21 protein-coding genes are annotated in these 24,495 nt (G+C 72.6%); 14 read left to right on the top strand and 7 right to left on the bottom strand.

Annotation, left to right across the window (positions count from 1 at the left end; translation table 11 throughout):
• Positions 1–49 precede the first annotated feature (49 nt).
• The 4 genes from OG990_RS22230 to OG990_RS22215 form a co-directional block, all read right to left on the bottom strand.
• Positions 50–1,117, bottom strand: a complete 1,068-nt coding sequence (locus tag OG990_RS22230; RefSeq protein ID WP_406077029.1) for an NADH:flavin oxidoreductase/NADH oxidase — start codon at positions 1,115–1,117, stop codon at positions 50–52.
• Between the two features lie 70 nt (positions 1,118–1,187).
• Complete coding sequence (locus OG990_RS22225) at positions 1,188–2,492, bottom strand: dicarboxylate/amino acid:cation symporter (RefSeq protein ID WP_406081844.1); 1,305 nt, start codon at positions 2,490–2,492, stop codon at positions 1,188–1,190.
• 224 nt (positions 2,493–2,716) lie between these two features.
• On the bottom strand, positions 2,717–3,433 hold the full coding sequence (locus OG990_RS22220; protein ID WP_406077028.1) for a DUF998 domain-containing protein: 717 nt from the start codon (positions 3,431–3,433) through the stop codon (positions 2,717–2,719).
• Complete coding sequence (locus OG990_RS22215) at positions 3,426–4,391, bottom strand: glutathione S-transferase family protein (RefSeq protein WP_406077027.1); 966 nt, start codon at positions 4,389–4,391, stop codon at positions 3,426–3,428. Before OG990_RS22215 ends, OG990_RS22220 begins: the two co-directional genes overlap by 8 nt.
• A 106-nt stretch (positions 4,392–4,497) precedes the next feature.
• On the opposite strand from OG990_RS22215, the gene pcaF reads away from it, so the two are divergent.
• The 12 genes from pcaF to OG990_RS22155 all read left to right on the top strand — a co-directional run bounded on the left by pcaF (position 4,498) and on the right by OG990_RS22155 (position 20,990).
• On the top strand, positions 4,498–5,703 hold the full coding sequence (gene pcaF, locus OG990_RS22210; RefSeq protein WP_406077026.1) for a 3-oxoadipyl-CoA thiolase: 1,206 nt from the start codon (positions 4,498–4,500) through the stop codon (positions 5,701–5,703).
• A 150-nt stretch (positions 5,704–5,853) separates the two neighbouring features.
• On the top strand, positions 5,854–6,666 hold the full coding sequence (locus OG990_RS22205) for an SAM-dependent methyltransferase (protein ID WP_406077025.1): 813 nt from the start codon (positions 5,854–5,856) through the stop codon (positions 6,664–6,666).
• 4 nt (positions 6,667–6,670) lie between these two features.
• On the top strand, positions 6,671–8,836 hold the full coding sequence (locus OG990_RS22200; protein ID WP_406077024.1) for a putative bifunctional diguanylate cyclase/phosphodiesterase: 2,166 nt from the start codon (positions 6,671–6,673) through the stop codon (positions 8,834–8,836).
• Positions 8,837–8,876: 40 nt separating this feature from the next.
• Positions 8,877–9,377 carry a DUF456 domain-containing protein gene (locus OG990_RS22195; protein ID WP_355611033.1) on the top strand — a complete coding sequence of 167 codons (501 nt, stop codon included), beginning with the start codon at positions 8,877–8,879 and terminating at the stop codon, positions 9,375–9,377.
• 66 nt (positions 9,378–9,443) lie between these two features.
• Positions 9,444–10,190, top strand: a complete 747-nt coding sequence (locus OG990_RS22190; protein ID WP_406077023.1) for an MBL fold metallo-hydrolase — start codon at positions 9,444–9,446, stop codon at positions 10,188–10,190.
• 300 nt (positions 10,191–10,490) lie between these two features.
• The gene (locus tag OG990_RS22185; RefSeq protein WP_406077022.1) at positions 10,491–12,077 is read left to right on the top strand and encodes an amino acid permease; all 1,587 of its coding nucleotides are present in this window, start codon (positions 10,491–10,493) and stop codon (positions 12,075–12,077) included.
• A 168-nt stretch (positions 12,078–12,245) separates the two neighbouring features.
• Positions 12,246–13,610, top strand: coding sequence for a glutamine synthetase family protein (locus tag OG990_RS22180; protein WP_406077021.1), 1,365 nt, complete (start codon positions 12,246–12,248; stop codon positions 13,608–13,610).
• A 24-nt stretch (positions 13,611–13,634) separates the two neighbouring features.
• Positions 13,635–14,990, top strand: coding sequence for an aldehyde dehydrogenase family protein (locus OG990_RS22175; RefSeq protein WP_406077020.1), 1,356 nt, complete (start codon positions 13,635–13,637; stop codon positions 14,988–14,990).
• Between the two features lie 5 nt (positions 14,991–14,995).
• Entirely contained in the window at positions 14,996–15,763 is a 768-nt protein-coding gene (locus tag OG990_RS22170) for a 3-oxoacyl-ACP reductase (RefSeq protein WP_328424619.1), read from the top strand.
• Positions 15,760–16,518, top strand: a complete 759-nt coding sequence (locus OG990_RS22165) for a gamma-glutamyl-gamma-aminobutyrate hydrolase family protein (RefSeq protein WP_406077019.1) — start codon at positions 15,760–15,762, stop codon at positions 16,516–16,518. The genes OG990_RS22170 and OG990_RS22165 overlap by 4 nt, the downstream gene beginning before the upstream one ends.
• A 71-nt stretch (positions 16,519–16,589) precedes the next feature.
• Entirely contained in the window at positions 16,590–17,141 is a 552-nt protein-coding gene (locus tag OG990_RS22160; RefSeq protein ID WP_328424623.1) for a pyridoxamine 5'-phosphate oxidase family protein, read from the top strand.
• A 189-nt stretch (positions 17,142–17,330) separates the two neighbouring features.
• Positions 17,331–20,990 (top strand): SpoIIE family protein phosphatase, encoded by a 3,660-nt coding sequence (locus tag OG990_RS22155; RefSeq protein ID WP_406077018.1) that lies wholly within the window; start codon positions 17,331–17,333, stop codon positions 20,988–20,990.
• Positions 20,991–21,054: 64 nt separating this feature from the next.
• Here the strand turns inward: OG990_RS22155 and OG990_RS22150 are convergent, their stop codons facing one another.
• Positions 21,055–21,369 (bottom strand): STAS domain-containing protein, encoded by a 315-nt coding sequence (locus tag OG990_RS22150; RefSeq protein WP_355611010.1) that lies wholly within the window; start codon positions 21,367–21,369, stop codon positions 21,055–21,057.
• Positions 21,370–21,464: 95 nt separating this feature from the next.
• Between OG990_RS22150 and map the strand changes: the two genes are divergently transcribed.
• Together map and OG990_RS22140 are read left to right on the top strand one after the other, a co-directional pair.
• Complete coding sequence (map, locus tag OG990_RS22145; RefSeq protein WP_328424629.1) at positions 21,465–22,322, top strand: type I methionyl aminopeptidase; 858 nt, start codon at positions 21,465–21,467, stop codon at positions 22,320–22,322.
• Positions 22,319–23,032 carry a VIT1/CCC1 transporter family protein gene (locus OG990_RS22140; RefSeq protein ID WP_386989687.1) on the top strand — a complete coding sequence of 238 codons (714 nt, stop codon included), beginning with the start codon at positions 22,319–22,321 and terminating at the stop codon, positions 23,030–23,032. The genes map and OG990_RS22140 overlap by 4 nt, the downstream gene beginning before the upstream one ends.
• A gap of 6 nt (positions 23,033–23,038) precedes the next feature.
• Here OG990_RS22140 and OG990_RS22135 read toward each other — a convergent pair whose 3' ends face one another.
• Complete coding sequence (locus OG990_RS22135) at positions 23,039–23,776, bottom strand: nucleotidyltransferase domain-containing protein (protein WP_406077017.1); 738 nt, start codon at positions 23,774–23,776, stop codon at positions 23,039–23,041.
• A 184-nt stretch (positions 23,777–23,960) separates the two neighbouring features.
• Positions 23,961–24,461, bottom strand: a complete 501-nt coding sequence (locus tag OG990_RS22130; RefSeq protein ID WP_328424635.1) for a nitroreductase family deazaflavin-dependent oxidoreductase — start codon at positions 24,459–24,461, stop codon at positions 23,961–23,963.
• Between the last annotated feature and the right edge of the window lie 34 nt (positions 24,462–24,495).

Here is a 24,495-nt window from a genome sequence, read left to right as displayed (position 1 = left end):
TCCCACCGGCGGAGGTCAGCGGGTGCGGCAGCCGCCCCACCGGCAGGGGTCAGGCGGCGCGGGCGTACTGGGCGGGCCCGGTGTACGTGACGCCGAGCTTGGCGGCGGCGCGGCGCGGCCAGTACGGGTCGCGCAGCAGCTCCCGGCCGAGCAGCACCAGGTCGGCCTCGCCACCGGCGACGATCTGCTCGGCGTGCTCCGGCTCGACGATCAGGCCGACGGCACCGGTCGGTACGCCGGCCTCGCGGCGGATCCGGGCGGCCAGCGGCACCTGGTAGCCGGGGCCCAGCGGGACGCGCGCGTCCGGGTGTGCGCCGCCGGAGGAGGCGTCGACGAGGTCCACGCCGGCGCCGGCCAGCTCGGCGGCGAGCACGACGCTGTCCTCGGCCGTCCAGCCGCCCTCGACCCAGTCGGTGGCGGAGATCCGGGTGAGCACCGGGACGGTCTCGCCGACCGTCGCGCGTACCGCGCGGGCTACCTCCAGGGTGAGCCGCATGCGGCCGGACCGGTCACCACCGTAGGAGTCGGTGCGGTGGTTGGTCAGCGGCGAGAGGAACTCGTGAAGCAGGTAGCCGTGCGCGGCGTGGATCTCCACGGCGGCGAAGCCGGCGTCCAGCGCCCGCCCGGCGGCGGTGGCGAAGGCCTCGACCACGCCGGCGATCCCGGCCGCGTCGAGGGCGGTCGGCACCCGGTAGTTGGCGACGAACGGCTCCGCCCCGGGACCGACCGGCGTCCAGCCGCCCTCGGCGTCCGGCACGCCGCCGCGGGTCTGGGCCCACGGTCGGTAGGTGGAGGCCTTGAAGCCGGCGTGCGCGAGCTGCACGGCGGGCACCGCGCCCTGGCCGGCGACGAACGCGGTCACCGGCCGCCACGCGTCGACATGCGCGTCGGACCACAGCCCGGTGTCCTGCGGGCTGATCCGGCCCTCGGGCAGCACGGCGGTCGCTTCGGTCAGCACCAGCCCGACCCCGCCGACCGCGCGCGTGCCGAGGTGGATCAGGTGCCAGTCGGTGGGCAGACCGTCCGGGCCGGCGGAGTACTGGCACATCGGCGCCATGGCGATCCGGTTGGGCAGCGTCACCGCGCGCAGGGTCAGCGGCGTGAACAGGGAGCTCATCTCGTCATCCTCTCAAGAACCGACGACGGGCCCCTCGGATGAGAGGCCCGTCGCTGGTGGTGCGAACTGGTCAGGCGGGGACGGGGCTGAGCTCGTCCTGCCGGTCGGGCCGGGTGTCCGCGACCGGCTCCGGGTCGGTCAGGTCCCGCCGGCCGGCGGATTCGTACGCGGCCCGGTCGAGGGTGCCCTCGCGGGCAGCGACGATGGTCGGCACCAGGGCCTGCCCGGCCACGTTGGTGGCGGTCCGGATCATGTCGAGGATCGGGTCGATGGCCAGCAGCAGGCCGGCGCCGGCCAGCGGTAGGCCCAGCGTGCTCAGGGTGAGGGTAAGCATCACGATCGCGCCGGTCAGGCCGGCGGTGGCCGCCGAGCCGACCACCGAGACGAAGGCGATCAGCAGGTAGTCGGTGATGCCGAGGTCCACGCCGAACACCTGGGCCACGAAGATCGCGGCGAGTGCCGGGTAGATCGCGGCGCAGCCGTCCATCTTCGTGGTGGCGCCGAACGGCACCGCGAACGAGGCGTACTCACGGGGCACGCCGAGCCGCTCGACGGAACGCTGGGTCACCGGCATGGTGCCCACCGAGGAGCGGGACACGAAGGCCAGCTCGATCGCCGGCCAGGCGCCGGCGAAGAAGCGCAGCGGGTTGAGCCGGCCGGCGAGGATCAGCACCAGCGGGTAGACCACGAAGAGCACGATGGCGCAGCCGACGTAGACGGCGGTGGTGAACTTGGCCAGCGGGGCCAGCAGGTCCCAGCCGTACGAGGCGACGGCGTTGCCGATCAGGCCGAGGGTGCCGATCGGGGCGAGTCGGATGACCCACCAGAGCGCCTTCTGGACGATCTCCAACAGCGAGCGGTTCAGCGCCACGAACGGCTCGGCGGCCTCGCCGACCAGCAGCGCCGCCGCACCGACCACGAGGGCGAGGAAGACGATCTGGAGGACGTTGCCCTCGACGAACGCGCCGACCGGGTTGGTGGGCACGATGCCGGTGAGGAAGTCGGTCCAGGAGCCGGTGTTCTTCGGCGGTGCCGCGCCACCCAGGTCGAGGGTCACGCCCTTGCCCGGGTTGGTGAGCAGGCCGAGGCCGATGCCGATGCCCACCGCGATCAGCGCGGTGATGCCGAACCACAGCAGGGTCTTCAACGCGAGCCGGGCGGCATTGGCCACGCCGCGCAGGCTGACCACGCTGACCACGATGGCGGTGAAGACCAGGGGCGGCACGGCCAGCTTGAGCAGCTGGATGAAGAGGCCGCCGACGGTGTGCAGGGTGCTGGTCAGCCAGCTCAGGTCGTTGGTGCGGGCCAGGAAGCCGAGCGCCACGCCGAGCACGAGGCCGAGCAGGATCTGCACGGAGAAGGGAATTTTGCGCAGGCCGAAAGGCATGTGGGTCTGTCCAATTGTCTGGTCCGGGCGGGGTAGGCGGGAGAGTGCGGCTACGCCGGACAGACGCCGCTGGCCTGCAGTCGGAGATCGACGTACAGGCGGACGGTGAGGCCCCAGACATTGGTCATCGCCGACCAACGTTACGCCGGTCCTTCTCCTGGGTGGAAGGACCGTTGATCGTGAGGCTCCTTACAGTCGCCGCCGATGCGTGCTCAGCGGCGGGCCAGGGCCAGCACGGTGGCGGTGGCCAGGCCCCACAGCACCGCGAGCGCCAGGATCAGCCGTTCCAGCACGCCCACCACCTCGCCCCGACCGACGAGGAGCATGGCCAGCCCCACCGTGGCGCAGAGCGGCAGGGCCAGCGCGGCCGCCCCGCCGGCCAGCCAACGTACCGCCCGGCCGGCCGGGCCGGCCAGGGCGAGCGCGACCATCGCGAGGACCACCGCCGCGGTCGCCGCGATGCTCGCTCCGCCATGCACCAGGTCCGCCACCGTGGCTCGCTCGAACGGCGGCAGCGGACAGCCGGCGGAGCAGGTCACCGCCCCGGACACGGCGGTGCACACGGCACTGACGGCGAGCAGTGCCGGTGCCGCCCGCGCCCCGGCGAGGAGCGCCGGCGCCGCCCGCACCCAGGGGGGCAGTGCTGGCGCGGCCCGCACCTCGGGAGGCAGCGCGGCGGCGAGCAGCAGGAGCGCGCCGGCCAGTGCGAGGACCCCGATCCGGTACGTCGCGGCGTGGCCGCTGCCGGCGATGCCCGCCTCGCTGACGTACCCGGTGAGCCCCGGACCGGGACCGGCGACCACGGCGACCGTCACCGCGACCGCGCCGGCCAGCGCGCAGCCGGCGGCGGCCGACGCGGCGACCCGGCGCGCGACGTCCGCGTGGACGGCGGGCGCGGTCGTGGTGCCGGGCCGACCCGGCTCAGCCACGCCCGTGCGGCGTGGTCCAGCCGGACTGGTCGGGCCCGAGCGGCACGATGGCGCTCGGGTTGATCTCCCGGTGGGTGCCGTAGTAGTGCCGCTTGATGTGGTCGAAGTCCACCGTCTCGCCGAAGCCCGGGGTCTGGAACAAGTCCCGGGCGTACGCCCAGAGCACCGGCATTTCGGTCAACTTGTGCCGGTTGCACTTGAAGTGTCCGTGGTACGCGGTGTCGAAGCGGACCAGCGTGGTGAACAGCCGCACATCGGCCTCGGTGATCGCGTCGCCCATCAGGTAGCGCTGCCCGGCCAGCCGCTCGGAGAGCGCGTCCAGCCGGGCGAACAGCGCCCGGAACGCCTCGTCGTACGCCTCCTGGGAGGTGGCGAACCCGCACCGGTACACACCGTTGTTGACGTCGGTGTGGATCTCGGCCATCAGCGCGTTCATCTCGGGGCGCAGCTCGATCGGGTACAGGTCCGGCGCGTCCGGGGCGTGCAACCGCCGCCACTCGGTGGAGAAGTCCAGGGTGAGCTGCGGGTAGTCGTTGGTGACCACCCGGCCGGTCAGCGTGTCGACCAGCGCCGGCACGGTCACCCGGCCGGTGTAGTCCGGGTCGGTGGCCAGATACGCCTCGGAGAGGAAGCTGACGCCGAGGACCGGGTCGAAGCCGTCCGGGTCGAGGGCGAACGCCCAGCCCCGCTCGTCCCGGATCGGGTCGACGGTGCCCAGCGAGATCGCGTCGTCCAGCCCGAGCAGACCGCGCACGATCCGGGCGCGGTGCGCCCACGGGCAGGCGCGGCACCAGATCAGCCGGTAGCGGCCAGCCTCCAGCGGCCAGCGGTCCTGCTCGTCGGGGCCGCCGCCGGGCGGGGAGGTCGAGTCCGGGGTGACCCGGCCAGTGAACCGGTTGGGTTGACGGACGAACGCGCCACCGCCGCTGGTCTCTGCGCTGAACTGGGCCCGGGCCATGCCGTCAACCTATCCGGTGTCGGCGCGGATATCCTGGCGCTCGGTAGCCCGCAAGACCCCGGCGGGTGCCTCCACCCCCGCCGTCTCCACCCCCGAAGGACTCGCGATGACCGTGGCATACCTGGTGGCCGGTGTCCGTACCCCGATCGGCCGGTACGCCGGCGCGCTGGCCGGCGTCCGTCCCGACGACCTGGCCGCGCACGTGATCCGCGAGTTGGTCGCCCGCCACCCGTCGGTGGACTGGGCCCGGGTGGACGACGTCGTGCTCGGCTGCGCCAACCAGGCCGGCGAGGACAACCGCAACGTGGCCCGGATGGCGGCGCTGCTGGCCGGCCTGCCCGAGCAGGTACCGGGCAGCACGGTCAACCGGCTCTGCGGCTCCGGGCTGGACGCCCTCGCCACCGCCGCCCGGTCCATCGTGGCCGGGGAGGCGGAACTGGTGGTCGCGGGCGGGGTGGAGAGCATGAGCCGGGCGCCGTTCGTCATGCCGAAGGCGACCTCGGCGTACTCCCGCTCGGCGGAGGTGTACGACACCACCCTGGGCTGGCGGCTGGTCAACCCGCTGATGCGGGACGGCTGGGGGGTCGACTCGATGCCGGAGACCGCGGAGAACGTGGCCGCCGAGTACGGCGTCGGCCGGGCCGAGCAGGACGCGTTCGCGTACCGCTCGCAGCAGCGTGCCGCCAAGGCGCAGGCCGACGGCCGGTTCGCCGAGGAGATCGTGCCGGTCTCCGTGCCGGCCGGCCGGCGGGAGACCCGGCTGGTCGAGGTCGATGAGCACCCCCGCGAGACCTCGCTGGAGAAGCTGGCCGCGCTGCCCACCCCGTTCCGGGAGGGCGGCACGGTGACCGCCGGTAACTCGTCGGGCGTCAACGACGGCGCGGTCGCGCTGCTGGTGGCCAGTGAGGCCGCGGTGGCCCGCTACGGCCTCACCCCGCTGGCCCGCATCGGTGGTGCGGCGGCGGCCGGCGTGCGGCCCCGGATCATGGGGATCGGGCCGGTGCCGGCCACCCGCAAGCTGCTCGACCGGGTCGGCGTCGAGCTGGGCGCGGTGGATGTGATCGAGCTGAACGAGGCGTTCGCCGCGCAGTCGGTGGCGGTGCTGCGCGAGCTGGGGCTGCCGGTGGACGCCGAGCACGTCAACCCGAACGGCGGCGCCATCGCGCTGGGGCACCCGTTGGGTGCCAGCGGGGCCCGGCTGGCGTTGACCGCCGCGCTGGAGTTGCGCCGTCGCGGCGGCCGCCGGGCACTGGCCACCATGTGCATCGGGGTCGGGCAGGGCATCTCGCTGCTGCTGGAGTCGGCCGCCTGAGCGCGGAAAGAGCGTGAAGGGATCTCCCGAACGCGGGAGTCAGCGGCCTAGAGTGGTCCACACCACACGACCCGTGGGTCGGCCGGGGGGCGCGGGCACGCCGACGCCGGTGCCGTCCCGCGCCGCGGCGATGAACTGGGGAGCACGCTGATGCCGGACGGACTGCCGACCGAGATCGATCTGACCAGGCCGAGCGCGGCCCGGGTGTACGACTATTTCCTGGGCGGGGCGCACAACTTCGAGATCGATCGGCAGTTGGCCGAGCAGATCGCCAGCATGACCCCGAACCTCGCCGCCACCATGCGCTCCGGCCGGGAGTTCCTGCGCCGTGCCGTCCGGGCGTTGCTCGATGCCGGCATCGACCAGTTCCTCGACATCGGCTCCGGAATTCCCACCGTGGGCAACGTGCACGAGGTGGCCCAGGGGGCGAACCCCAAGGCCCGCGTGGTCTACGTCGACATCGACCCGGTGGCCGTCGCGCACAGCCGGGAACTGCTCGCCGGCAACGAGCTGACCGGGGTGATCCACTCCGACCTGCGGGAGCCGGAGCGGATCCTCGCCGAGACCCGGCATCTCGGGCTGATCGACTTCAGTCGACCGATGGGCATCCTGCTGGCCGGGGTGGTGCACTTCATCCCGGACGCCGACCGGCCCGAGGACATCCTGGCCACCCTGCGGGCCGCCGCGGCGCCCGGCAGCTTCCTGGTCATCTCGCACTCCACCTTCGAGGACCAACCGCAGGAGATGCTGGACGCCCAGCGGCTCTCCGCGCGGACGGACACCGAGATCACGTTGCGGTCCCGCGCGCAGGTCACCGGCTTCTTCGGCGACTGGACGGTCCTCGAACCGGGCGTGGTGCACATGCCGCTGTGGCGCCCCGACTCACCGTCGGATGTGGACGAGCACCCGGAGCGGTTCGGCGCCTTCGGGGCGGTCGCCCGGTACGACCAGCCCGCCGGCTGATCCGGTGGCCGCCGTCCCGGATCCCGTCGGGGTCGACGTCGGCCGTGCCGATGCCCAGGGCTACGCCGCCGACTGGGCCCGCGCGGTACGCCGCCTCGGTTTCGTGCCGCTCAGCGCGGCCGAGACCGAGCGGCTGCTGCTGGTGCACACGGTTCGGATGGCCCAGGCGGTGCTGGCCGAGCCGTTCTCCGCCCGGCCCGCCGAGGAGATCGGGCGGGCACTGGTGGAGGCACACCTCACCGAGCCTGGCGCCCTCGAGTGGTCGTTGCGCGCCCTCGGTGACGACTTTCCCCGCCGTGTGCTGGCCGCCGACGACCGGCCGGCGGATCTGACCGAACGGATCGCGGCGATGCAGGGCGGGCTGGCCGCCGGGTTCGCCCGGGCGCTGCGCGACCGCACCTTCACCCAGCAGGAGCGGATCGCCCGGTCGGCCTGGCAGGCGCGTGACGAGGTGGAGCAGGCGCTGCGCGACAGCGAGGCGCGGTTCCGGGCGGTCTTCACCGGCGCCGCGATCGGGATCGGCATCGCCGACGTGGACGGCCAGATCATCGACGTCAACCAGGCGTTCGCCGACATGCTCGGCTATTCGGCCGAGGAGCTACGCGAGATCAACGTGGCGGGGCTGTTCCACGCGGACGACGCCGTCGGGATGTGGGAGCTGTACCAGGAGCTGATCGAGGGCAAGCAGGACTCGGTGCGGGTGGAGAAGCGCTACCACCGCAAGGACGGCAGCGTGGTCTGGACGGATCTGGCCGTCTCGCTGATCCGGTACGACGACGGCCGGCCCCGGTTCACCGTCGCGATGATCGAGGACATCACCCAGCGGTACGAGCTCCAGCAGCGACTGCGCTTCCAGGCGTTGCACGACCCACTGACCGGGTTGCCCAACCGGACGCTGTTCTTCGAGACGTTGGGCAGGTTCCTCGACACCGCCCGGCCCGGGCAGCGTATCGGCGTGTGCTTCCTCGACCTAGACGGCTTCAAGGCGATCAACGACAGCCTCGGCCACGACTTCGGTGACCGGCTGTTGGTGATGATCGGCCGGCGGCTGGCCGAGTGCGTGGCCGACCACGGCCACCTGGTCGCCCGGATGGGCGGCGACGAGTTCGTCATCCTGGTCGACGGCGGGGACGACATCGACGACGCGGTGGCCGTGGCGGAGGCCGCGTTGGCCGCCGTCGCCGCCCCCGTGCACGTCGACGACCAGCAGTTGGCCGTCTCAGCCAGCGTGGGCATCGTGGAGTGCCCGGCCGGGGAGACCACCGCCTCGGAGCTGATGAAGGCCGCGGACACCACGCTCTACTGGGCCAAGGCGGCGGGCCGGGGCCGGTGGGCGGTCTACGACCCGGAGCGCAGCGCCCGGGACCTCGCCCGGTCGGCGCTGGTCGCCGGGCTGCCGGCGGCACTGGACCGGGGCGAGTTCGTGCTGCACTACCAGCCGATCGTGTCGCTGCTGGAGGGCAGCATGCTCGCGGTGGAGGCGCTGGTCCGCTGGCAGCACCCGGAGCTGGGTCTGATCGGGCCGGACCGGTTCATCGGCCTGGCCGAGGAGACCGGCCTCATCGTGCGGCTCGGTGAGTGGGTGCTGCGGCGGGCGTGCCGCGACGCCGAGCGGTGGCGGCGGGAGTTCCCCGACGCCCGGCTGGTGGTCAGCGTCAACCTGGCCGCCCGACAGGCCGACGACCCGGCGATCGTGGAGACCGTGGCCGACGTGCTGCGCACCAGCGGGCTGCCGGCGGAGTTGCTCCAGTTGGAGCTGACCGAGAGCGCCGTGATGGGCAGCGCCGGTGAACCGCTGCGCAGCCTGCACCGGCTCGCCGCGCTGGGCATCCGGCTGGCGGTGGACGATTTCGGCACCGGGTACTCCAACCTGGCGTACCTGCGACGGTTGCCGATCCACTGTCTGAAGCTGGCCGGGCCGTTCGTCGAGGGCATCCGCGCCGACGGAACGGACATCGCGGCCGACCACCGCGACGAGCGGATCGTCGACGCGCTGGTCCGGCTGGCGCACGCGCTGGAGCTGTGGGTCACCGCCGAGGCGGTGGAGACCGGGGTGCAGGCGGAACGGCTGCGGGCACTGCGCTGTGACACCGGGCAGGGGCTGTACTTCGGCGCGCCGGCCCCGGCCGAGGCGATCACCGCCCGGCTGGGCGGCGGGGCGGCGGCGTGAGCCGGGGACCCGTCCGGCGGTGGCAACGGAAGAGGGCGGCGTGAGCCTCACGGACTCGCAGACGGTGGTGACGGTGGTGGCCGCGCTCGCCATCGTGGCCGGGCTGGCCGGCGTGGTGGTGCCCGGCCTGCCGGCGCTGCCGCTGTGCTGGGGTGGGGTGCTGGTCTGGGCGATCTTCGGCGGCGCCGGCATGGGTGGCTGGGCGGTGTTCGCCATCGCCACGTTGGTCGCCGCGGCCGGAGTCGTGATCAAGTACGCGTGGCCCGGGCGGAACCTGAAACGCACCGGTGTGCCGACGTCCACGCTTCTCGCCGGTGGGGTGCTCGGCATCGTCGGGTTCTTCGTGGTGCCGGTCGTGGGGCTGGTGCTCGGCTTCGTCGCCGGGGTGTGGGCGGCGGAGCGACTGCGGCTCGGTGACTCCAGACTGGCCTGGCCGTCCACCAAGCAGGCGGTCAAGGCCGCTGGTCTGTCGATGCTGGTCGAGTTCGCCGCCGGCCTGGTTATCGCCGCGCTCTGGCTGGCCGGCCTGCTACTGACGTGACCCGCGGCCCTCGGGCGGACGAGCTCGGGGCCGTGCGGCGGACCCGCGCCGGCTAGGGTCGGCTCCGTGCGCATCGTGGTGCTGGGCGGTCTTGGTGCCTGGCCTTCCGCCTGCCAGGGGTGTGCTGGCTTCGTGGTCGAGCACCAGGGCTTTCGGCTGCTGATCGATCCTGGCTACGCGACCCTGCAACCGCTGCTGACCCGGCTGACCGCCTCGGCGGTCGACGCGGTCTACGTCAGCCACGGCCATCCCGACCACTGCGCCGACCTGCAGCCATTGCTGCGGGCAAGGGTGTTGCCAGACCGGTCCGCCCCGGCCCTGCCGGTGTACGCGCCCACCGGCAGCCTCGACCCGCTGCTCGCGATCGACGAGTCAGGGCTCATCGACACGGCGTACCGACTGCACGAGTTCACCCCCGGCGACGGCTTCGACGTCGGTCCGTTCACCGTGCGGACCTGGTCGCTGCCGCACTGGGTGCCGAACGCGGGGGCCCGCTTCTCCGCTGGCGGGACGGTGCTGGCCTACACCGGGGACACCGGGCCGAGCCCGACGTTGGTCGAGTTGGCCCGCGACGCCGACCTGCTGATCGCCGAGGCGACGTACGTCGACGAGATCCCGGACCGGCATGTCGGATTCCTGTCGAGCGCCGCCGAGGTGGGTCGCTACGCCAGTGCGGCACGGACCAGAGAGGTCCTGCTGACGCACCTGTGGCCGGGCACGGACCCCGACGCGGCGGTCGCCGCGGCACGGCGGGCGTACTGCGGTCCGGTCGGCGCGGCTCGACCGGGCCTGGTGGTCGACCTGCCCGCTTGACGTGAGGGCTCGTTGTGGGGCGGCGGCGGGGGACACCCGTCGGGTACGGCGGAGCAGGCCGTACGTGAGAGAGAGGTGGGTGCCCCGCGCCGCCGCGGTGCCGGGCGGTCCGAGCGCCCGGAGGTGGACCCGTCGCGAACGGGCCTGGTCACGAGGTCAAGGATGCGCCCGGGCCGGCCGGGCGGCAACGCAATTAGCCGTGACGGCGGTGAGATTCCCACCGACTGCGTATTGACCGCCTTGATCGCCGGGACGACACTTTGCCCACTCGCACGCGGAACCACCTCAGGGAGGTGTGCAGTGGCAACGACCCCCGTGCCAACCGCCGAGCAACCAATGGACGACGACGCCCGACGGCTCGCCGAACTCGGCTACAAGCAGGAGCTGCGCCGCAAGTGGAGTGGCTTCTCCAACTTCGCCATCTCGTTTTCGATCATCTCGATCCTGGCCGGCTGTTTCACCACCTTCGGCCAGGCATGGAACAACGGCGGGCCGGTCGCCATCTCCTGGGGCTGGCCGCTGATCTCGCTCTTCATTCTGATCATCGGCTTCTGCATGGCCGAGTTGGTGTCGGCGTACCCGACCGCCGGTGGGATCTACTGGTGGGCGGCGACCATGGGCCGCCCGGTGCACGGCTGGTTCACCGGCTGGTTGAACCTGATCGGCCTGGTCGCGGTCACCGCCTCGGTCGACTACGGCTGCGCGACCTTCCTCAACCTCACCCTGTCGGCGCTCTTCGACGGCTGGGCCGGCACGCTGCGGCAGGCGTTCATCCTCTTCGTGATCATCCTGGCGCTGCACGGTCTGATCAACATCTTCGGGCACCGGATCATCGACGTCCTGCAGAACGTCTCGGTCTGGTGGCACGTGGCCGGCGCGGCCGTCGTGGTGGCCATCCTGGTCTTCGTCCCGGACAACCACCAGAGCTTCCAGTTCGTGTTCACCGAGCGGTTCAACAACTCCGGCTTCGGTAACGGGGACAGTGGCGGGCTGATCTTCTGGTTCTACGTGTTGCCGCTGGGCTTCCTGCTCACCCAGTACACGATCACCGGCTTTGACGCCTGCGCCCACGTCTCCGAGGAGACCCGGGGCGCCTCGCAGGCCGCCGCGCGCGGGCTCTGGCAGTCGATCTTCTATTCGGCGGTCGGTGGCTGGATCCTGCTACTGGCGTTCCTCTTCGCGGCCACCGACGTCGAGGCGGTCAACGCCGCCGAAGGCTTCTCCGGCGCGATCTTCGAGTCCGCGCTGACCCCGGTCTTCTTCAAGATCGTCATCATCATCTCCACCATCGGGCAGTTCTTCTGCGGGATGAGCTGCGTGACCTCGATGAGCCGGATGGCGTACGCGTTCAGCCGCGACCGGGCGGTGCCCGGCTGGCGACTCTGGTCCAAGGTGGACCGCAACGGCACCCCGGCCAACGCGATCATCGCCGCCACCCTGGCCGGCATGGTCCTCACCCTACCGGCGCTCTACGAAAGCTCCGCCGGCATCCCGATCGCCTTCTACGCGGTCGTCTCCGTCGCGGTGCTCGGGCTCTACCTGTCCTTCCTCATCCCGATCGCGCTGCGGCTGCGGATGGGCGACCGGTTCATCCCCGGGCCGTGGACGCTCGGGCGGAAGTACAAGCTGTTCGGTTGGATCGCGGTGATCGAGATCGCGGTCATCGCGGTCTACTTCGTGCTGCCGATCGTGCCCACCGGGGTGCCCGGCAACGACGGGTTCACCTGGTCGGCCGTGAACTACGCCCCGCTGGCCGTGGGCGGGGTGCTGCTGGTGGTCGCCGTCTGGTGGTACGCCTCGGCCCGGAAGTGGTTCACCGGCCCCGTGCGTACCGTCGAGGACCCGGCACGGGCGCCCGACCCGGCACCGGTCGACGGGCCTGGCTGACCCGGACGTCCCGGTCCGCCGCACAGGCGGACCGGGACGCGGTCGTGGCCCCAGCCTGCCGCCGGTGCACAGGCGATCCACCCGAGCCATCCCGTTTGCCGGGGTGGCCGCAGCGGGCATTGACGATGATCCGCTCGACCGGTAGACCTTGGTGATGGAGGCCCGCGAATGAGGAAAGCGCCGCTCACGCTGGAACAACTGCGGGTCGCCGTCGCCGAGGGTGAGATCGACACGGTCGTGCTGGCCCTGGTCGACATGCAGGGCCGGTTGCAGGGCAAACGGTTCCACGCTCCGTACTTCCTCGACCAGGTGGTGGCCAACGGCAGCGAGGGCTGCAACTACCTGCTCGCCGTGGATGTCGACATGAACACCGTCGACGGGTACGCGATGTCGAGCTGGGAGCGGGGCTACGGCGACTTCGCGATGGTTCCGGACTTCGGCACGCTGCGCCGGACGCCCTGGCAGCCCGGCTCCGCGCTGCTGTTGGCCGACCTGGCCTGGCTGGACGGCTCCGGTGACGTGATCGCCTCGCCCCGGCAGATCCTGCGCCGGCAGTTGGACCGGCTGGCCGAGCACGGGCTGACCGCGTACGCCGGCACCGAGCTGGAGTTCGTGCTGTTCCGTGACTCGTACGAGGACGCCTGGCGCCGCGGCTACCGCGACCTCACCCCGGCCAACCAGTACAACGTGGACTACTCGCTGCTCGGCACCGCCCGGGTCGAGCCGCTGCTGCGTCGGATCCGCACCGAGATGGCCGGCGCCGGGCTGACTCCGGAAAGCGCCAAGGGTGAGTGCAACCTCGGCCAGCACGAGATCGCGTTCCGGTACGACGAGGCGGTGGCCTGCGCCGACCACCACGTGATCTACAAGAACGGAGCCAAGGAGATCGCCGCCCAGGAGGGCATGGCGATCACCTTCATGGCCAAGTCGAACGCGCGGGAGGGCAACTCCTGCCACATCCACTTCTCGCTGCGGGACGCCGCCGGGGCTTCGGCGATGCTCGGTGACGGGCCGGCGCACCTGTCGGAGACCGGGCAGCGGGTGCTCGCCGGGCTGCTGGCCACCATGCGGGAGTTCAGCCTGCTCTTCGCCCCGAACATCAACTCCTACAAGCGCTACCAGCCGGGGTCGTTCGCCCCGACCGCGCTGCGCTGGGGAGTGGACAACCGCACCTGCGCGTTGCGGGTGGTCGGCCACGGGCAGGGCATGCGGGTGGAGAACCGGGTGCCCGGCGCCGACGTCAACCCGTACCTGGCGATCGCCGGGCTGGTCGCCGGCGCGCTGCACGGCATCGACGGGGAGCTGGAGCTGGGCCGGGAGTGCACCGGCAACGCGTACGACGATCCGGAGGCCGAGCGGGTGCCCGGCACCCTGCGTGACGCCCTGGCCCTCTGGGAGTCCTCCACCGTGGCCGCCGACGCCTTCGGTGCCGAGGTCGTCGCCCACTACGCCAACCAGGCCCGGGTGGAGATCGCCGCCTTCGACGCCGCCGTCACCGACTGGGAGTTGACCCGTGGCTTCGAACGCCTCTGACAACGCAGGGATGGGGGTGCCGGCGTGACTGTGGTGGTGGATCCGGCTACCGGGGAGGGGTTTCGGGACGTGCCCGCGGCCTCGGTGGCAGAGGTTGACACGGCGATCTCGCGGGCCGCGACCGCGTTCGAGGCGTGGCGGGCGGTGGCGCCTGGAGACCGGGCACGGCTGCTGCGGCGGTTCGCCGCCGTGGTCGACGCGCACCTCGACGAGCTGGCCGCGCTGGAGGTCCGCAACTCCGGGCACACCATCGGCAACGCCCGGTGGGAGGCCGGCAACGTCCGGGACGTGCTGGACTACTACGCCGGAGCGCCGGAGCGGCTGACCGGGCGGCAGATTCCGGTGCCCGGCGGGCTGGACGTCACCTTCCACGAGCCGCTCGGCGTGGTCGGGGTGATCGTGCCGTGGAACTTCCCGATGCCGATCGCCGCCTGGGGGTTCGTTCCGGCCCTCGCGGCCGGCAACACCGTGGTGCTCAAGCCCGCCGAGCTGACCCCGCTCACCGCGCTGCGCCTGGCCGAGCTGGCCCGCGAGGCCGGCCTGCCCGACGACGTGTTCATCGTCGTCCCAGGCGAGGGCGCGGTGGTGGGGGAGCGGTTCGTCAGCCACCCCGCGGTCCGCAAGATCTGCTTCACCGGGTCGACCGAGGTGGGCACCCGGATCATGGCCGGCTGCGCCGGCCAGGTGAAGCGGCTCACCCTGGAGCTGGGCGGCAAGAGCGCGAACATCGTGTTCGCCGACGCCGACCTGGAACGCGCCGCCGCGACCGCGCCCGGCGCGGTCTTCGACAACGCCGGCCAGGACTGCTGCGCCCGGTCCCGGATCCTGGTCCAACGCCCGGTGTACGACCGTTTCCTGGCACTGCTCGAACCGGCGGTGCGGGCGGTGCGGGTGGAACACCCGGCCCAGGACACCGCCGAGATGGGCCCAATGATCTCCGCCGGCCAGCGGGACCGGGTCGCCGGCTACCTGGCCGGGGCGCGGGTCGCGTTCACCGGCTCCTGCCCCGACGGCCCCGGCTTCTGGCACGCCCCGACCGTGCTGCTGGCCGACTCGGCAGCCGACCGGCACTGGCGGGAGGAGATCTTCGGCCCGGTGGTCTCGGTGCTCCCGTTCGACGACGAGGCCGACGCGATCCGGCTCGCCAACGACACCGAGTACGGCCTCTCCGGCTCGATCTGGACCCGGGACGTGGGTCGCGCGCTCCGGATGGCCCGCGCCGTCGACTCGGGCAACCTCAGCGTCAACTCGCACTCCTCAGTGCGCTACTGGACCCCGTTCGGTGGGATGAAGCGCTCCGGGCTGGGCCGGGAGCTCGGTCCGGACGCGCTGCACGCCTTCACCGACGTCAAGAACGTGTTCATTGCGACAGAGGAGTGACGCCTGTGCAGGGTCGGTTGCAGGACCGGGTGGCCGTGGTCACCGGAGCGGGCAGCGGGATCGGGTTGGCCACCGTCCGGCGGTTCGCCGCCGAGGGTGCCCGGGTGGTCTGCGTGGACATCGACGTGGCGGCCGGCGAGCGGGCAGCCGAGGAGTGCGGCGGCGAGTTCGTGGCCACCGACGTCGCCGACGAGTCGGCGGTGCGTGACCTGTTCGACGGGGTGGCCGACCGGCACGGGCGGGTCGACATCGCGTTCAACAACGCCGGCATCTCGCCACCGGACGACGACTCCATTCTGGACACCGGCCTGGATGCCTGGGAGCGGGTGCTGCGGGTCAACACCACGAGCGTCTACCTCTGCTGCAAGTACGCGATCCCGCACATGCGCCGCCAGGGCAAGGGCTCGATCATCAACACCGCGTCGTTCGTGGCGCTGATGGGCGCGGCGACGTCCCAGATCGCGTACACGGCGAGCAAGGGCGGGGTGCTGGCGATGACCCGGGAGTTGGGCGTGCAGTTCGCCCGCGAGGGCATTCGGGTCAACGCGCTCTGCCCCGGCCCGGTGGCCACCCCGCTGTTGCTGGAACTCTTCGCCGCCGACCCGGAGCGGGCCGCCCGCCGGCTGGTGCACGTGCCGATGGGCCGGTTCGGGCAACCCGAGGAGATCGCCGCCGCGGTGGCGTTCCTGGCCAGCGACGACGCCTCCTTCATGACCGCCGCGCAGTTCGTGGTGGACGGCGGCATCACCGGCGCGTACGTCACACCGCTATGACGCGGCGGCCACTGATCGGGATCAGTGCGTACGTCGAGCCCGCTGACTGGGCGACCTGGCGCGGCGTGCCAGCCGTGCTGGTGCCGGAGGCGTACGTGCGGGCGGTGCGCGCCGCCGGCGGGCGGGCGGTGGTGTTGCCGCCGGACGACGAGGACGGCGACGTGCTGGCGGTCCTCGACGGGCTGCTGCTGGCCGGCGGCGCCGACGTCGGCCCGGGGCGGTACGGCCAACCGCCCGACCCGCGCACCGAGGACCGGCCGGACCGGGACACCGGTGAGCTGACCCTGCTGGCCGCCGCGCTCGCCGCCGACCTGCCGGTGCTGGGTGTCTGCCGGGGGATGCAACTGCTCGCCGTCGCCTACGGCGGCACCCTGCACCAGCACCTGCCGGACGTGGTCGGTCACGAGGAACACCGTCCGGCGCCCGGCGTCTACGGTGCCCATCCGGTGCGGTTCGCGCCGGGCAGCCTGGCCGCGACGGTGCTGGCCGGGGTGGGCCGGGTCAACTCGTACCACCACCAGGCGGTTGCCGACCCGGGGCGGCTCGCCGTCACCGGCTGGGCGGCGGACGGGGTGATCGAGGCGGTCGAGGATCCGGGCCGGCCGTTCGTGCTGGGCGTGCAGTGGCATCCGGAGAACGAGCCGGATCCGCGGCCGATCACCGCGCTGGTCCGGGCCGCCCGCCAGCGACCGCCCGGCCCGCTGGTCGCCGCCCGCGGCGGTGGCGTGGATCTCGCGAGGCCGCCAACGCCGTGACGCGCGTTCCACCTGCGGGTGTGACGTACGTCGCCCCCGACGGGAGCGGCGGCCGGTGGGAGGATCAGCGCATGGGCAAGGTGTATCCGGCGATCGACGGTCGGCTGCGCGACTTCATCGCAGCCCAGCCGGTCTTCTTCGTGGCCACCGCGCCATCCGGCGCGGAGGGGCACGTCAACGTCTCGCCGAAGGGCATGCGGGGCACGTTCGTGATTCTCGGTCCGCACCGGGTGGCCTACCTGGATTACCACGGCAGCGGCGCGGAGACGATCGCCCACCTGCGGGACAACGGCCGGATCACGCTGATGTTCTGCGCCTTCGACGGGCCGCCGAAGATCCTCCGACTGCACGGCCGGGGCAGCACCGTCGCGGTCACCGAGGCCGCCTTCGCCGACCGGCTCGCCGAGTTTCCCGAGCCGCCGGACGTGCACGCCGTACGGGCCGTGATCACCGTCGAGGTGGACCGGGTCAGCGACTCGTGTGGCTATGCCGTGCCACTGATGGACTACCGCGCGGAACGCGATCTGTTGCTCAGCTCACACTCCCGCCGCACCGCCGACGACCTGGTGGTCTACCGGGCCACCAAGAACGCGGCGAGTATCGACGGGCTGCCGGTCTTCTGAGCCGCCGGGCGCGCTCCGGCACGGCCGACGCCGACGCCGCACCCGCCGCCACTGTCCGGTCACTGACAGCGGCGTAGGCAATCAGCGTCCAACAGGCGCGATGCGTTACGTTCCTCGTCCGCCGGGGTACAAGTCGGAACACGGCTGGCGAAGATCATCGGCTGGGGGGCAGCCGGAGCGGGAGGCTTTATGAGCTCGGCCCAGGGGGGCGCGGACGCGGGGCAGTCCCTCGCGGCCGCCAGCGACGTGCCCCCACTGCTGACGGCCGCCTTCGCGGCCGGCGGTGAGCTGGGCGAGCGACTGGGGAACCTTGACTGGTCCACCGCTCCGCTCGGCCCGCCGGGTCGCTGGCCGACGGCGCTCTCCAGCGCGGTCGGCATGATGCTCGCCTCCAGCGCGCAGATCGTGATGTTCTGGGGCGACGACCAACTCGCCTTCTACAACGACGCCTACCGGCCGACCATCGGCAGCAAGCACCCGGACGTGCTCGGTCAACCGGCCCGGCAGCACTGGGCGGAGACCTGGGCGGTGCTCGGCCCGCTGCTGGACGAGGTTCAGCGCACCGGACAGTCGTACCGGGGCGCGGACCACCCCTTCCTGCTGGACCGGCACGGCTTTGTCGAGCAGACCTACTTCGACGTCTCGTACGACCCGATCCGGGGCGCGGACGGTTCGGTCCACGGCGTCTACTGCATCGTCAACGAGACCACCGGGCGGGTGCTCGGTGAGCGCCGGCTGCGGGCACTCGCCGAGCTGGGCGCCGAGTTGGCCGACGTGGTCAGCGCCGCCGAACTCGGCCGGACCGCCGCCGAGGTGCTCGGTCGGCACCGGGCGGACGTGCCGTTCGCGCTGATCTACCTGGGCGACGAGGCCGGCCGGTTCACCCTGGCCGGCTCCGAGGGCACCGGCCAGGCCGCTGTCGACATCGCCCCCGAGGTACTCGCCCGGGTGGCCGCCGACGGCGCACCCGTCACGGTCGAGGTGGCCAGTCTGCTCGACCCGCCGCCGGCCGACGCAGCCGACCAGGCCCTCGTGCTGCCAATCACGGCGACCAACGAGACCGTCGGCGCGCTGGTCGTCGGCATGGCCGGCCTGCTGGCGCTCAATGACGAGTACCACGACTTCCTCGACCTGGTCGCCGCCCAGATCTCCCGCGCGGTGGGCAAACAGCGGGCGTACGAGCAGGAGCGGGCACGCGCCGCGGAGCTGGCCGCGCTGGACCAGGCGAAGACCAACTTCTTCGCCAACGTCAGCCACGAGTTCCGCACCCCGTTGACCCTGGTGCTCGGCCCGATGGAGGACATGCTGGCCGACCCGGCACTGCCCGCCGCCTACACCGACCGGCTCACCATGATGCACCGCAACGCGCTGCGCCTGCTCAAGCTGGTCAACACCGTGCTGGACTTCTCCCGGCTGGAGTCCGGCCGGCTGGCCGCCCACTACCAGCCCACCGACCTGGCCGGCTACACCGCACGGCTCGCCAGCACCTTCCGCTCGGCCACCGACCGGGCCGGGTTGCGACTGGTGGTGGACTGCCCACCCCTGCCGGCGCCGATCTTCGTGGACCGGGACATGTGGGAGAAGGTCGTCCTCAACCTCGTGTCGAACGCGGTCAAGTTCACCTTCGACGGCGAGATCCGGGTCCGGGTCAGTGCCTCTGGCGGCGCCGCCCGGTTGGAGGTGACCGACACCGGCGTGGGGATCGTGCCGGCCGAGCTGCCGCACGTCTTCGAGCGGTTCCACCGGGTGTCCGGGGTGCGCGCCCGCACCCACGAGGGCACCGGGATCGGCCTGGCGCTGGTCCGGGAGCTGGTCGAGATGCACGGCGGCGAGGTGGGGGTCACCAGCCGGATCGACGAGGGGAGCACCTTCGCGGTGACCGTCCCGTTCGGATCCACGCACCTGCCCGCCGACCGGGTGGCGCCGTTTGGCCCTCAGCCGTCGGGCGAGCCGGAACAGGCCCGGCTCTACGTCGCGGAGACCGCGCTGTGGACCGGCGCCGAGCCGCCGCCGGAGTTGGGCAGCCAGCCGGCGGCGGTCACCCCGGCCGGCCGGATCCTGGTCGTCGACGACAACCCGGACCTGCGCGAGCACGTCACCCGGCTGCTGTCCCCGACCTGGGAGGTGGTCACGGCCAGCGACGGTCTGGCGGCCCTGCCGCTGGCCCGCGAGGGCGGGTTCGATCTGGTGCTCACCGACGTGATGATGCCCCGGCTGGACGGGTTCGGGCTGGTCGGCGCGCTGCGCGCGGACCCGCGTACCCGACACGTGCCGATCGTGCTGCTCTCCGCTCGGGCCGGCTCCGCAGAGGCGGTCGCCGGCCTCTCCGTCGGCGCCGACGACTACCTGACCAAGCCGTTCTCCGGGCAGGAGCTGGTGGCGCGGGTCCGGGCCAACGTCGAGCTGGGCCAACTGCGGGGGCAGATCATCCGCCGGCTGCGGGCGCTGGCCGACGCGGCGGTGGCGGTGAACACCGCCCGATCGACCGCCGACGTCCTCCAGGTCGCCGCCCGGCACGCGCTCAGCCTCGCCGAAGCCGCCAAGGTGGTGGTCACCGCGACCGGGGCCCGATCCGAGGCGGACGCCGGCGGCGCCACCGCCGCGGACCCGTCCTTCGTGGCCGAGCTGACCGGCACCACCGGTGAGCGGCTCGGCGAGTTGCGGGTCTGGCGGTCGGCCGGCGACGACGCGCAGGCCGACGAGGCCGCCCTGACCCAGCTCGCCCGGCTGGTCGGGGTACGGCTGGAGAACGCCCAGCTCTACGAGGCCGAACACCGCATCGCCACCACGTTGCAGCACAGCCTGCTGCCCCGGTCGCTGCCCCAGTTGCCGGGCGCGGTGGTGGCCAGCCGCTATTTGCCGGGCAGCGCCGACGTCGAGGTCGGCGGCGACTGGTACGACGTGATCGCGCTGGAGGGTGACGAGCTGGCGCTGGTCATCGGCGACGTGGTCGGCAAGGGCGTCCAGGCCGCAGCGGCGATGGGGCAGCTCCGCAACGCGCTGCGCGCGTACCTGCTGGAGGGCTTCGACCCGGGTGAGTCGCTGACCCGGGTCAACCGGCTGGTCGGTTCCACCGAACGCCGCTCCTTCGCCACTGTGGTCTGTCTGCTGTTCAACCCGCGCACCGGGAGGTTGCGGTACGCCAGCGCGGGTCACCCGACCCCACTGCTGATCAGGGGAGGTGCCGTGGCATTCCTGCACGACCGTGCGCTCGGCCCACCGGTCGGCGCCATCCCCGACGCGACGTACCACTCGGTCGAGGGGGAGCTGCCTCCCGGCCGCCGGCTGCTGCTCTACACCGACGGGCTGATCGAGGATCGGCAGCTCGGCATCGACGCCGCGCTGGCCCAGCTGTGTACCGACGCGGCCACCCCCGGTGAGCACGTGACGGACCTGATCGAAGCGGTGATCGAGCGGGTCGCCGGTCAACCGCGCCGCGACGACGTGGCCGTGCTCGCCCTGGAGGCGGCCGAGCTGAACCGCTTCGCGTTGCGGCTGCCCGCGGACCCGACCCGGCTGAGCGTGCTGCGCAAGCGCCTGGAGGACTTCCTGGTCGCGCACGGGGTCGGCGAGACGGACCTGTTCGACGTGACCGTGGCGGTCTCCGAGGCCGCCGCGAACGCCATCGAGCACCCGGTCCACCCCGCCGAGCCGGTGATCAGCGTTGAGGTGGCCATCGAGAACCGGACAGTGACCGTCACGGTGCGCGACAGCGGACGGTGGCGGGAGTCGGCCGGTTCCGGGTTCCGGGGGCGCGGGCTGACCCTGATCAAGGCGCTGGGTGAGCTGACGGTGCGGCGTACCGACGAGGGCACCGAGGTGACGCTGCGCCGGCAGCTGCAGGATTGACCTCGCGCCCGACGGTGGCGGGCGCGGCGCGTGCGCCCGACAGAGCAGCCGGGTCGCGGGTGGCTCAGGCCGGGCTCAGCCAGCTCTGCTCGCCCAGGCCCGAGATGTCCAGCACGCGGCGGACCTGCCGGGACGGCAGCACGGTGAGGGTGCCGGGAAACTGCTGGGCGAGCCGGACCAGCGCGTGGATGGCGGCCGAGTCGAAGAAGGTGACCGCGGTCAGGTCGAGGGTGATCCGCTCGGCGGGCTCGCGCAGGGCCGTCTGGAGCATGGTGTCGGCGGTAGCCATGTCGACCTCACCGGCCACCACCACGTGGAGGTGATCGCCGTCGATCTCCGCGCTGGCAGAGAAGACGGGTGGTGCTCCTCCTTGATCCACGCAGACACCATGGCACAGCCGACCTGGCAGGGCAACAACCGGTCCGGAGCGGCCGTGGCGCGGGTCACCAGCCGGGCCGGCGATAGGCTTGAGGCATGACCGTCCGTCCGCCGCTGACCCCAGGCACGCTCTCCCCGATGCGACCGGTGCCGGCCCACATTCCCCGCCCGGAGTACGTGGGCAAGAAGCGTCCCCAGGAGTGGCGCGGCTCGCACGTGCAGACGCCGGAGACCATCGAGAAGATGCGGATCGCCAGCCGGCTGGCCGCCCAGGCGACCCAGCTCGCCGGCGAGCACTCCAAGCCCGGCGTGACCACCGACGAGATCGACCGGGTGGTCCACGAATTCCTCTGCGATCACGGCGCGTACCCGTCGACGCTGGGCTACAAGGGCTTCCCCAAGTCCTGCTGCACCAGCCTCAACGAGGTCATCTGCCACGGCATCCCGGACACCACCGTGCTGCAGGACGGCGACATCATCAACGTCGACGTGACCGCGTACATCGACGGGGTGCACGGCGACACCGACGCCACCTTCTGTGTCGGCGAGGTCAGCGAGGAGGCCCGGCTGCTGGTCGAGCGGACCCACGAGGCGATGATGCGGGGCATCCGCGCGGTCGCCCCGGGCCGCCAGATCAACGTCGTGGGTCGGGTGATCGAGTCGTACGCCAAGCGGTTCGGCTACGGCGTCGTCCGCGACTTCACCGGCCACGGCATCGGAGAGACCTTCCACAGCGGGCTGTACGTGCCGCACTACGACAGCCCGCGTCCCACGGACCTGATGGAGCCCGGGATGACCTTCACCATCGAGCCGATGATCACGCTCGGCACCTACCAGTACGACATGTGGGACGACGGGTGGACCGTGGTCACCAAGGACCGGAAGTGGACCGCCCAGTTCGAACACACCATCGTGGTGACCGACGACGGTCACGAGATTCTCACCCTGCCGTGACCGACACCCCTGCGGCGCTGCGCGAGGCGCACCACGCGGACGTCTCCGGCGGCTGGCTGCGCCCGGCCGTCTTCGGCGCGATGGACGGGCTGGTCACCAACATCGCCCTGATCGCCGGCGTTGGCGGCGGCGGGGTCTCGCCGCGCAGCATCGTGCTGACCGGCACCGCCGGTCTGGTGGCCGGCGCGATCTCGATGGGGCTCGGCGAGTACACCAGCGTGCGCTCGGCCAACGAGCAGGTCGCCGCCGAGGTGGCCAAGGAACGCCGCGAGTTGGAGCGGCATCCCGAAGCCGAGGCCCGCGAACTGGCCGACGCGTGGGTGGCGCGCGGCCTGCCCCGCGACCTGGCAACCCAGGTCGCGGAAGCCGTACGGCGCGATCCGGAGGAGGCGCTGCGGGTGCACGTCCGCGAGGAGTTGGGCGTCGACCCCGACGACCAGCCGAGCCCGTGGACGGCGGCGATCTCCTCGTTCCTGTTCTTCTCGGTGGGGGCGCTGATCCCGCTGCTCACGTACCTGCTCGGCGCCACCGAGCTCTGGCTGGCGCTCGCCGTCGGCGGGCTCGGGCTGTTCGCCGCCGGGGCGGCGGTGGCCCGGTTCACCAACCGGCCCTGGTGGACCAGCGGGTTGCGCCAGCTACTGATGGGTGCCGCGGCGGCCGCCGCCACCTACCTGATCGGCGCTCTGATCGGCGTACAGGGCGCGCTGTGACGCCGGTCAGCAGCTGAGCAACTCGTCGACCGTGCCGTCCACGGGCCGGCCACGGGCGGCAAGCTCCTCGGCCTGCCGGCCCAGCACCAGCCCCACCTCGGTCATGTCCGCGCCGGCCAGGCCGGTGCGGCGCACCGCGTCCCCCGGGTCGCGGAAATAGGTGCGGCTCAGCAGACCGGTCACCGTGGCCGCGGCCAGCCGCGCCTCGCCGAGCATCAGCAGCGCCTGGTCGGTCTCGTACCACTCGGCCAGCCGGGCGGCCCGCGCGTGCGCCGCGCTGCCCCGGTACCAGGCCTGCCGGGCCGCGGTGCTGAACTCCGCCGGCCGTGCCCGAGCCAGCCGGCCCAGGTGCTCGTCGCGCAGCGTCCGCAGCCAGCCGGTCGGGTCGTACAACGCCCGGGTGGTGACGTACCGGTCCGCGGTCAGCGGCCAGAGCGGGGAGAGCACCCGGGCCTGCCCGAGGTAGTCCTCGGCGGCGGCCACGGTCAGGTCGACCAGCACCCCGTCCACCCGCCGGGTCGCCGGGGGTGGGCCGGTGCCGGGTCGGTAGGTGACCACCAGCATCCCCACCTCGCGGTCCCCGCCGCCATCGTCGTCGCCGTGCGCCAGCGGGCCGTGCACCGCGACCGCGAGCACGTCGGCCGCGAAACGTCGCTGGGCCGCCTGGGCGACCCGCTCCGCCACCGTCCACCGTCGATCGTCGAAGCCCCGGTCGACATCGGCCTGTTCGTTGCTCGCGCTCACGGGGCCGCCTTCGTTCCCGACTGCGGGGCTCGCAGGACCGGCTCACTCCTCGCGGTCACCGGGCCGCCTTCGTTTCCGACTGCGGGGATCGCAGGACCGGCTCACTCCTCGCGCTCACGGGGCACCCTTCGTTCCCGACCGCGGGGCTCACCGGATCGTCCCCGCCTGGCGACTGAGCGTCAGCCTAGCCAGCCGGTCGCGGACCAGCCGGCGCGCCGCGCCCGGTCGGCACCAGCCGGAAGATGCGGATCTCCCGGCCGCCGGCTCGCTGGACGTACGTGCGGTACGCCGGCCACTCGGTGACCAGGAGTGCCCACAGCCGGTCCCGTTCGGCGCCGGTGGCCACGTCGGCCCGCACCGGAACCCGTCGACCCCGCACGTCCACCTCGGCGGCCGGCTCGGCGAGCAGGTTCAGCGCCCAGCCGGGCTGCTGGGTCTGCCCCCAGTTGGAGCCGATCACCACGTACGCGTCGCCGTCGGGCACGTAGATCAGGGGATTGCTGCGCGGTTTGCCGGAGCGGCGGCCGGTGGTGGTGATGATCAGGGACGAGACCAGGCCGAGCGCGACCACCCGGCCCCGGGTGAGCCGGCCGACCACCCGGTCGGCGGGAACCAGCAGGCGGGCGGCGGCGCCGAACCAACGGTGGTGGCCGACTCGACGGGTGAGGGATCCCAGCACTGACACGCCGCCCAGTCTGCCGGTTGCCGCGCCTCGGTGG

Origin of the sequence: Micromonospora sp. NBC_00858, assembly GCF_045207365.1 — a bacterium.
Classification (GTDB): Bacteria; Actinomycetota; Actinomycetes; order Mycobacteriales; family Micromonosporaceae; genus Micromonospora.
The sequence above is the reverse complement of the archived record's forward strand: the minus strand, read 5'-3'. Positions and strand labels throughout refer to the sequence as shown.

Excerpts from the sequence above, each read along its gene's own strand:
- OG990_RS22230 (WP_406077029.1), bottom strand. The coding sequence starts at position 1,117 with ATGAGCTCCCTGTTCACGCCGCTGACCCTGCGCGCGGTGACGCTGCCC.
- OG990_RS22215 (WP_406077027.1), bottom strand. The coding sequence starts at position 4,391 with ATGGCCCGGGCCCAGTTCAGCGCAGAGACCAGCGGCGGTGGCGCGTTC.
- pcaF (WP_406077026.1), top strand. The coding sequence starts at position 4,498 with ATGACCGTGGCATACCTGGTGGCCGGTGTCCGTACCCCGATCGGCCGG.
- OG990_RS22205 (WP_406077025.1), top strand. The coding sequence starts at position 5,854 with ATGCCGGACGGACTGCCGACCGAGATCGATCTGACCAGGCCGAGCGCG.
- OG990_RS22180 (WP_406077021.1), top strand. The coding sequence starts at position 12,246 with ATGAGGAAAGCGCCGCTCACGCTGGAACAACTGCGGGTCGCCGTCGCC.
- OG990_RS22165 (WP_406077019.1), top strand. The coding sequence starts at position 15,760 with ATGACGCGGCGGCCACTGATCGGGATCAGTGCGTACGTCGAGCCCGCT.
- OG990_RS22160 (WP_328424623.1), top strand. The coding sequence starts at position 16,590 with ATGGGCAAGGTGTATCCGGCGATCGACGGTCGGCTGCGCGACTTCATC.
- OG990_RS22155 (WP_406077018.1), top strand. The coding sequence starts at position 17,331 with ATGAGCTCGGCCCAGGGGGGCGCGGACGCGGGGCAGTCCCTCGCGGCC.
- map (WP_328424629.1), top strand. The coding sequence starts at position 21,465 with ATGACCGTCCGTCCGCCGCTGACCCCAGGCACGCTCTCCCCGATGCGA.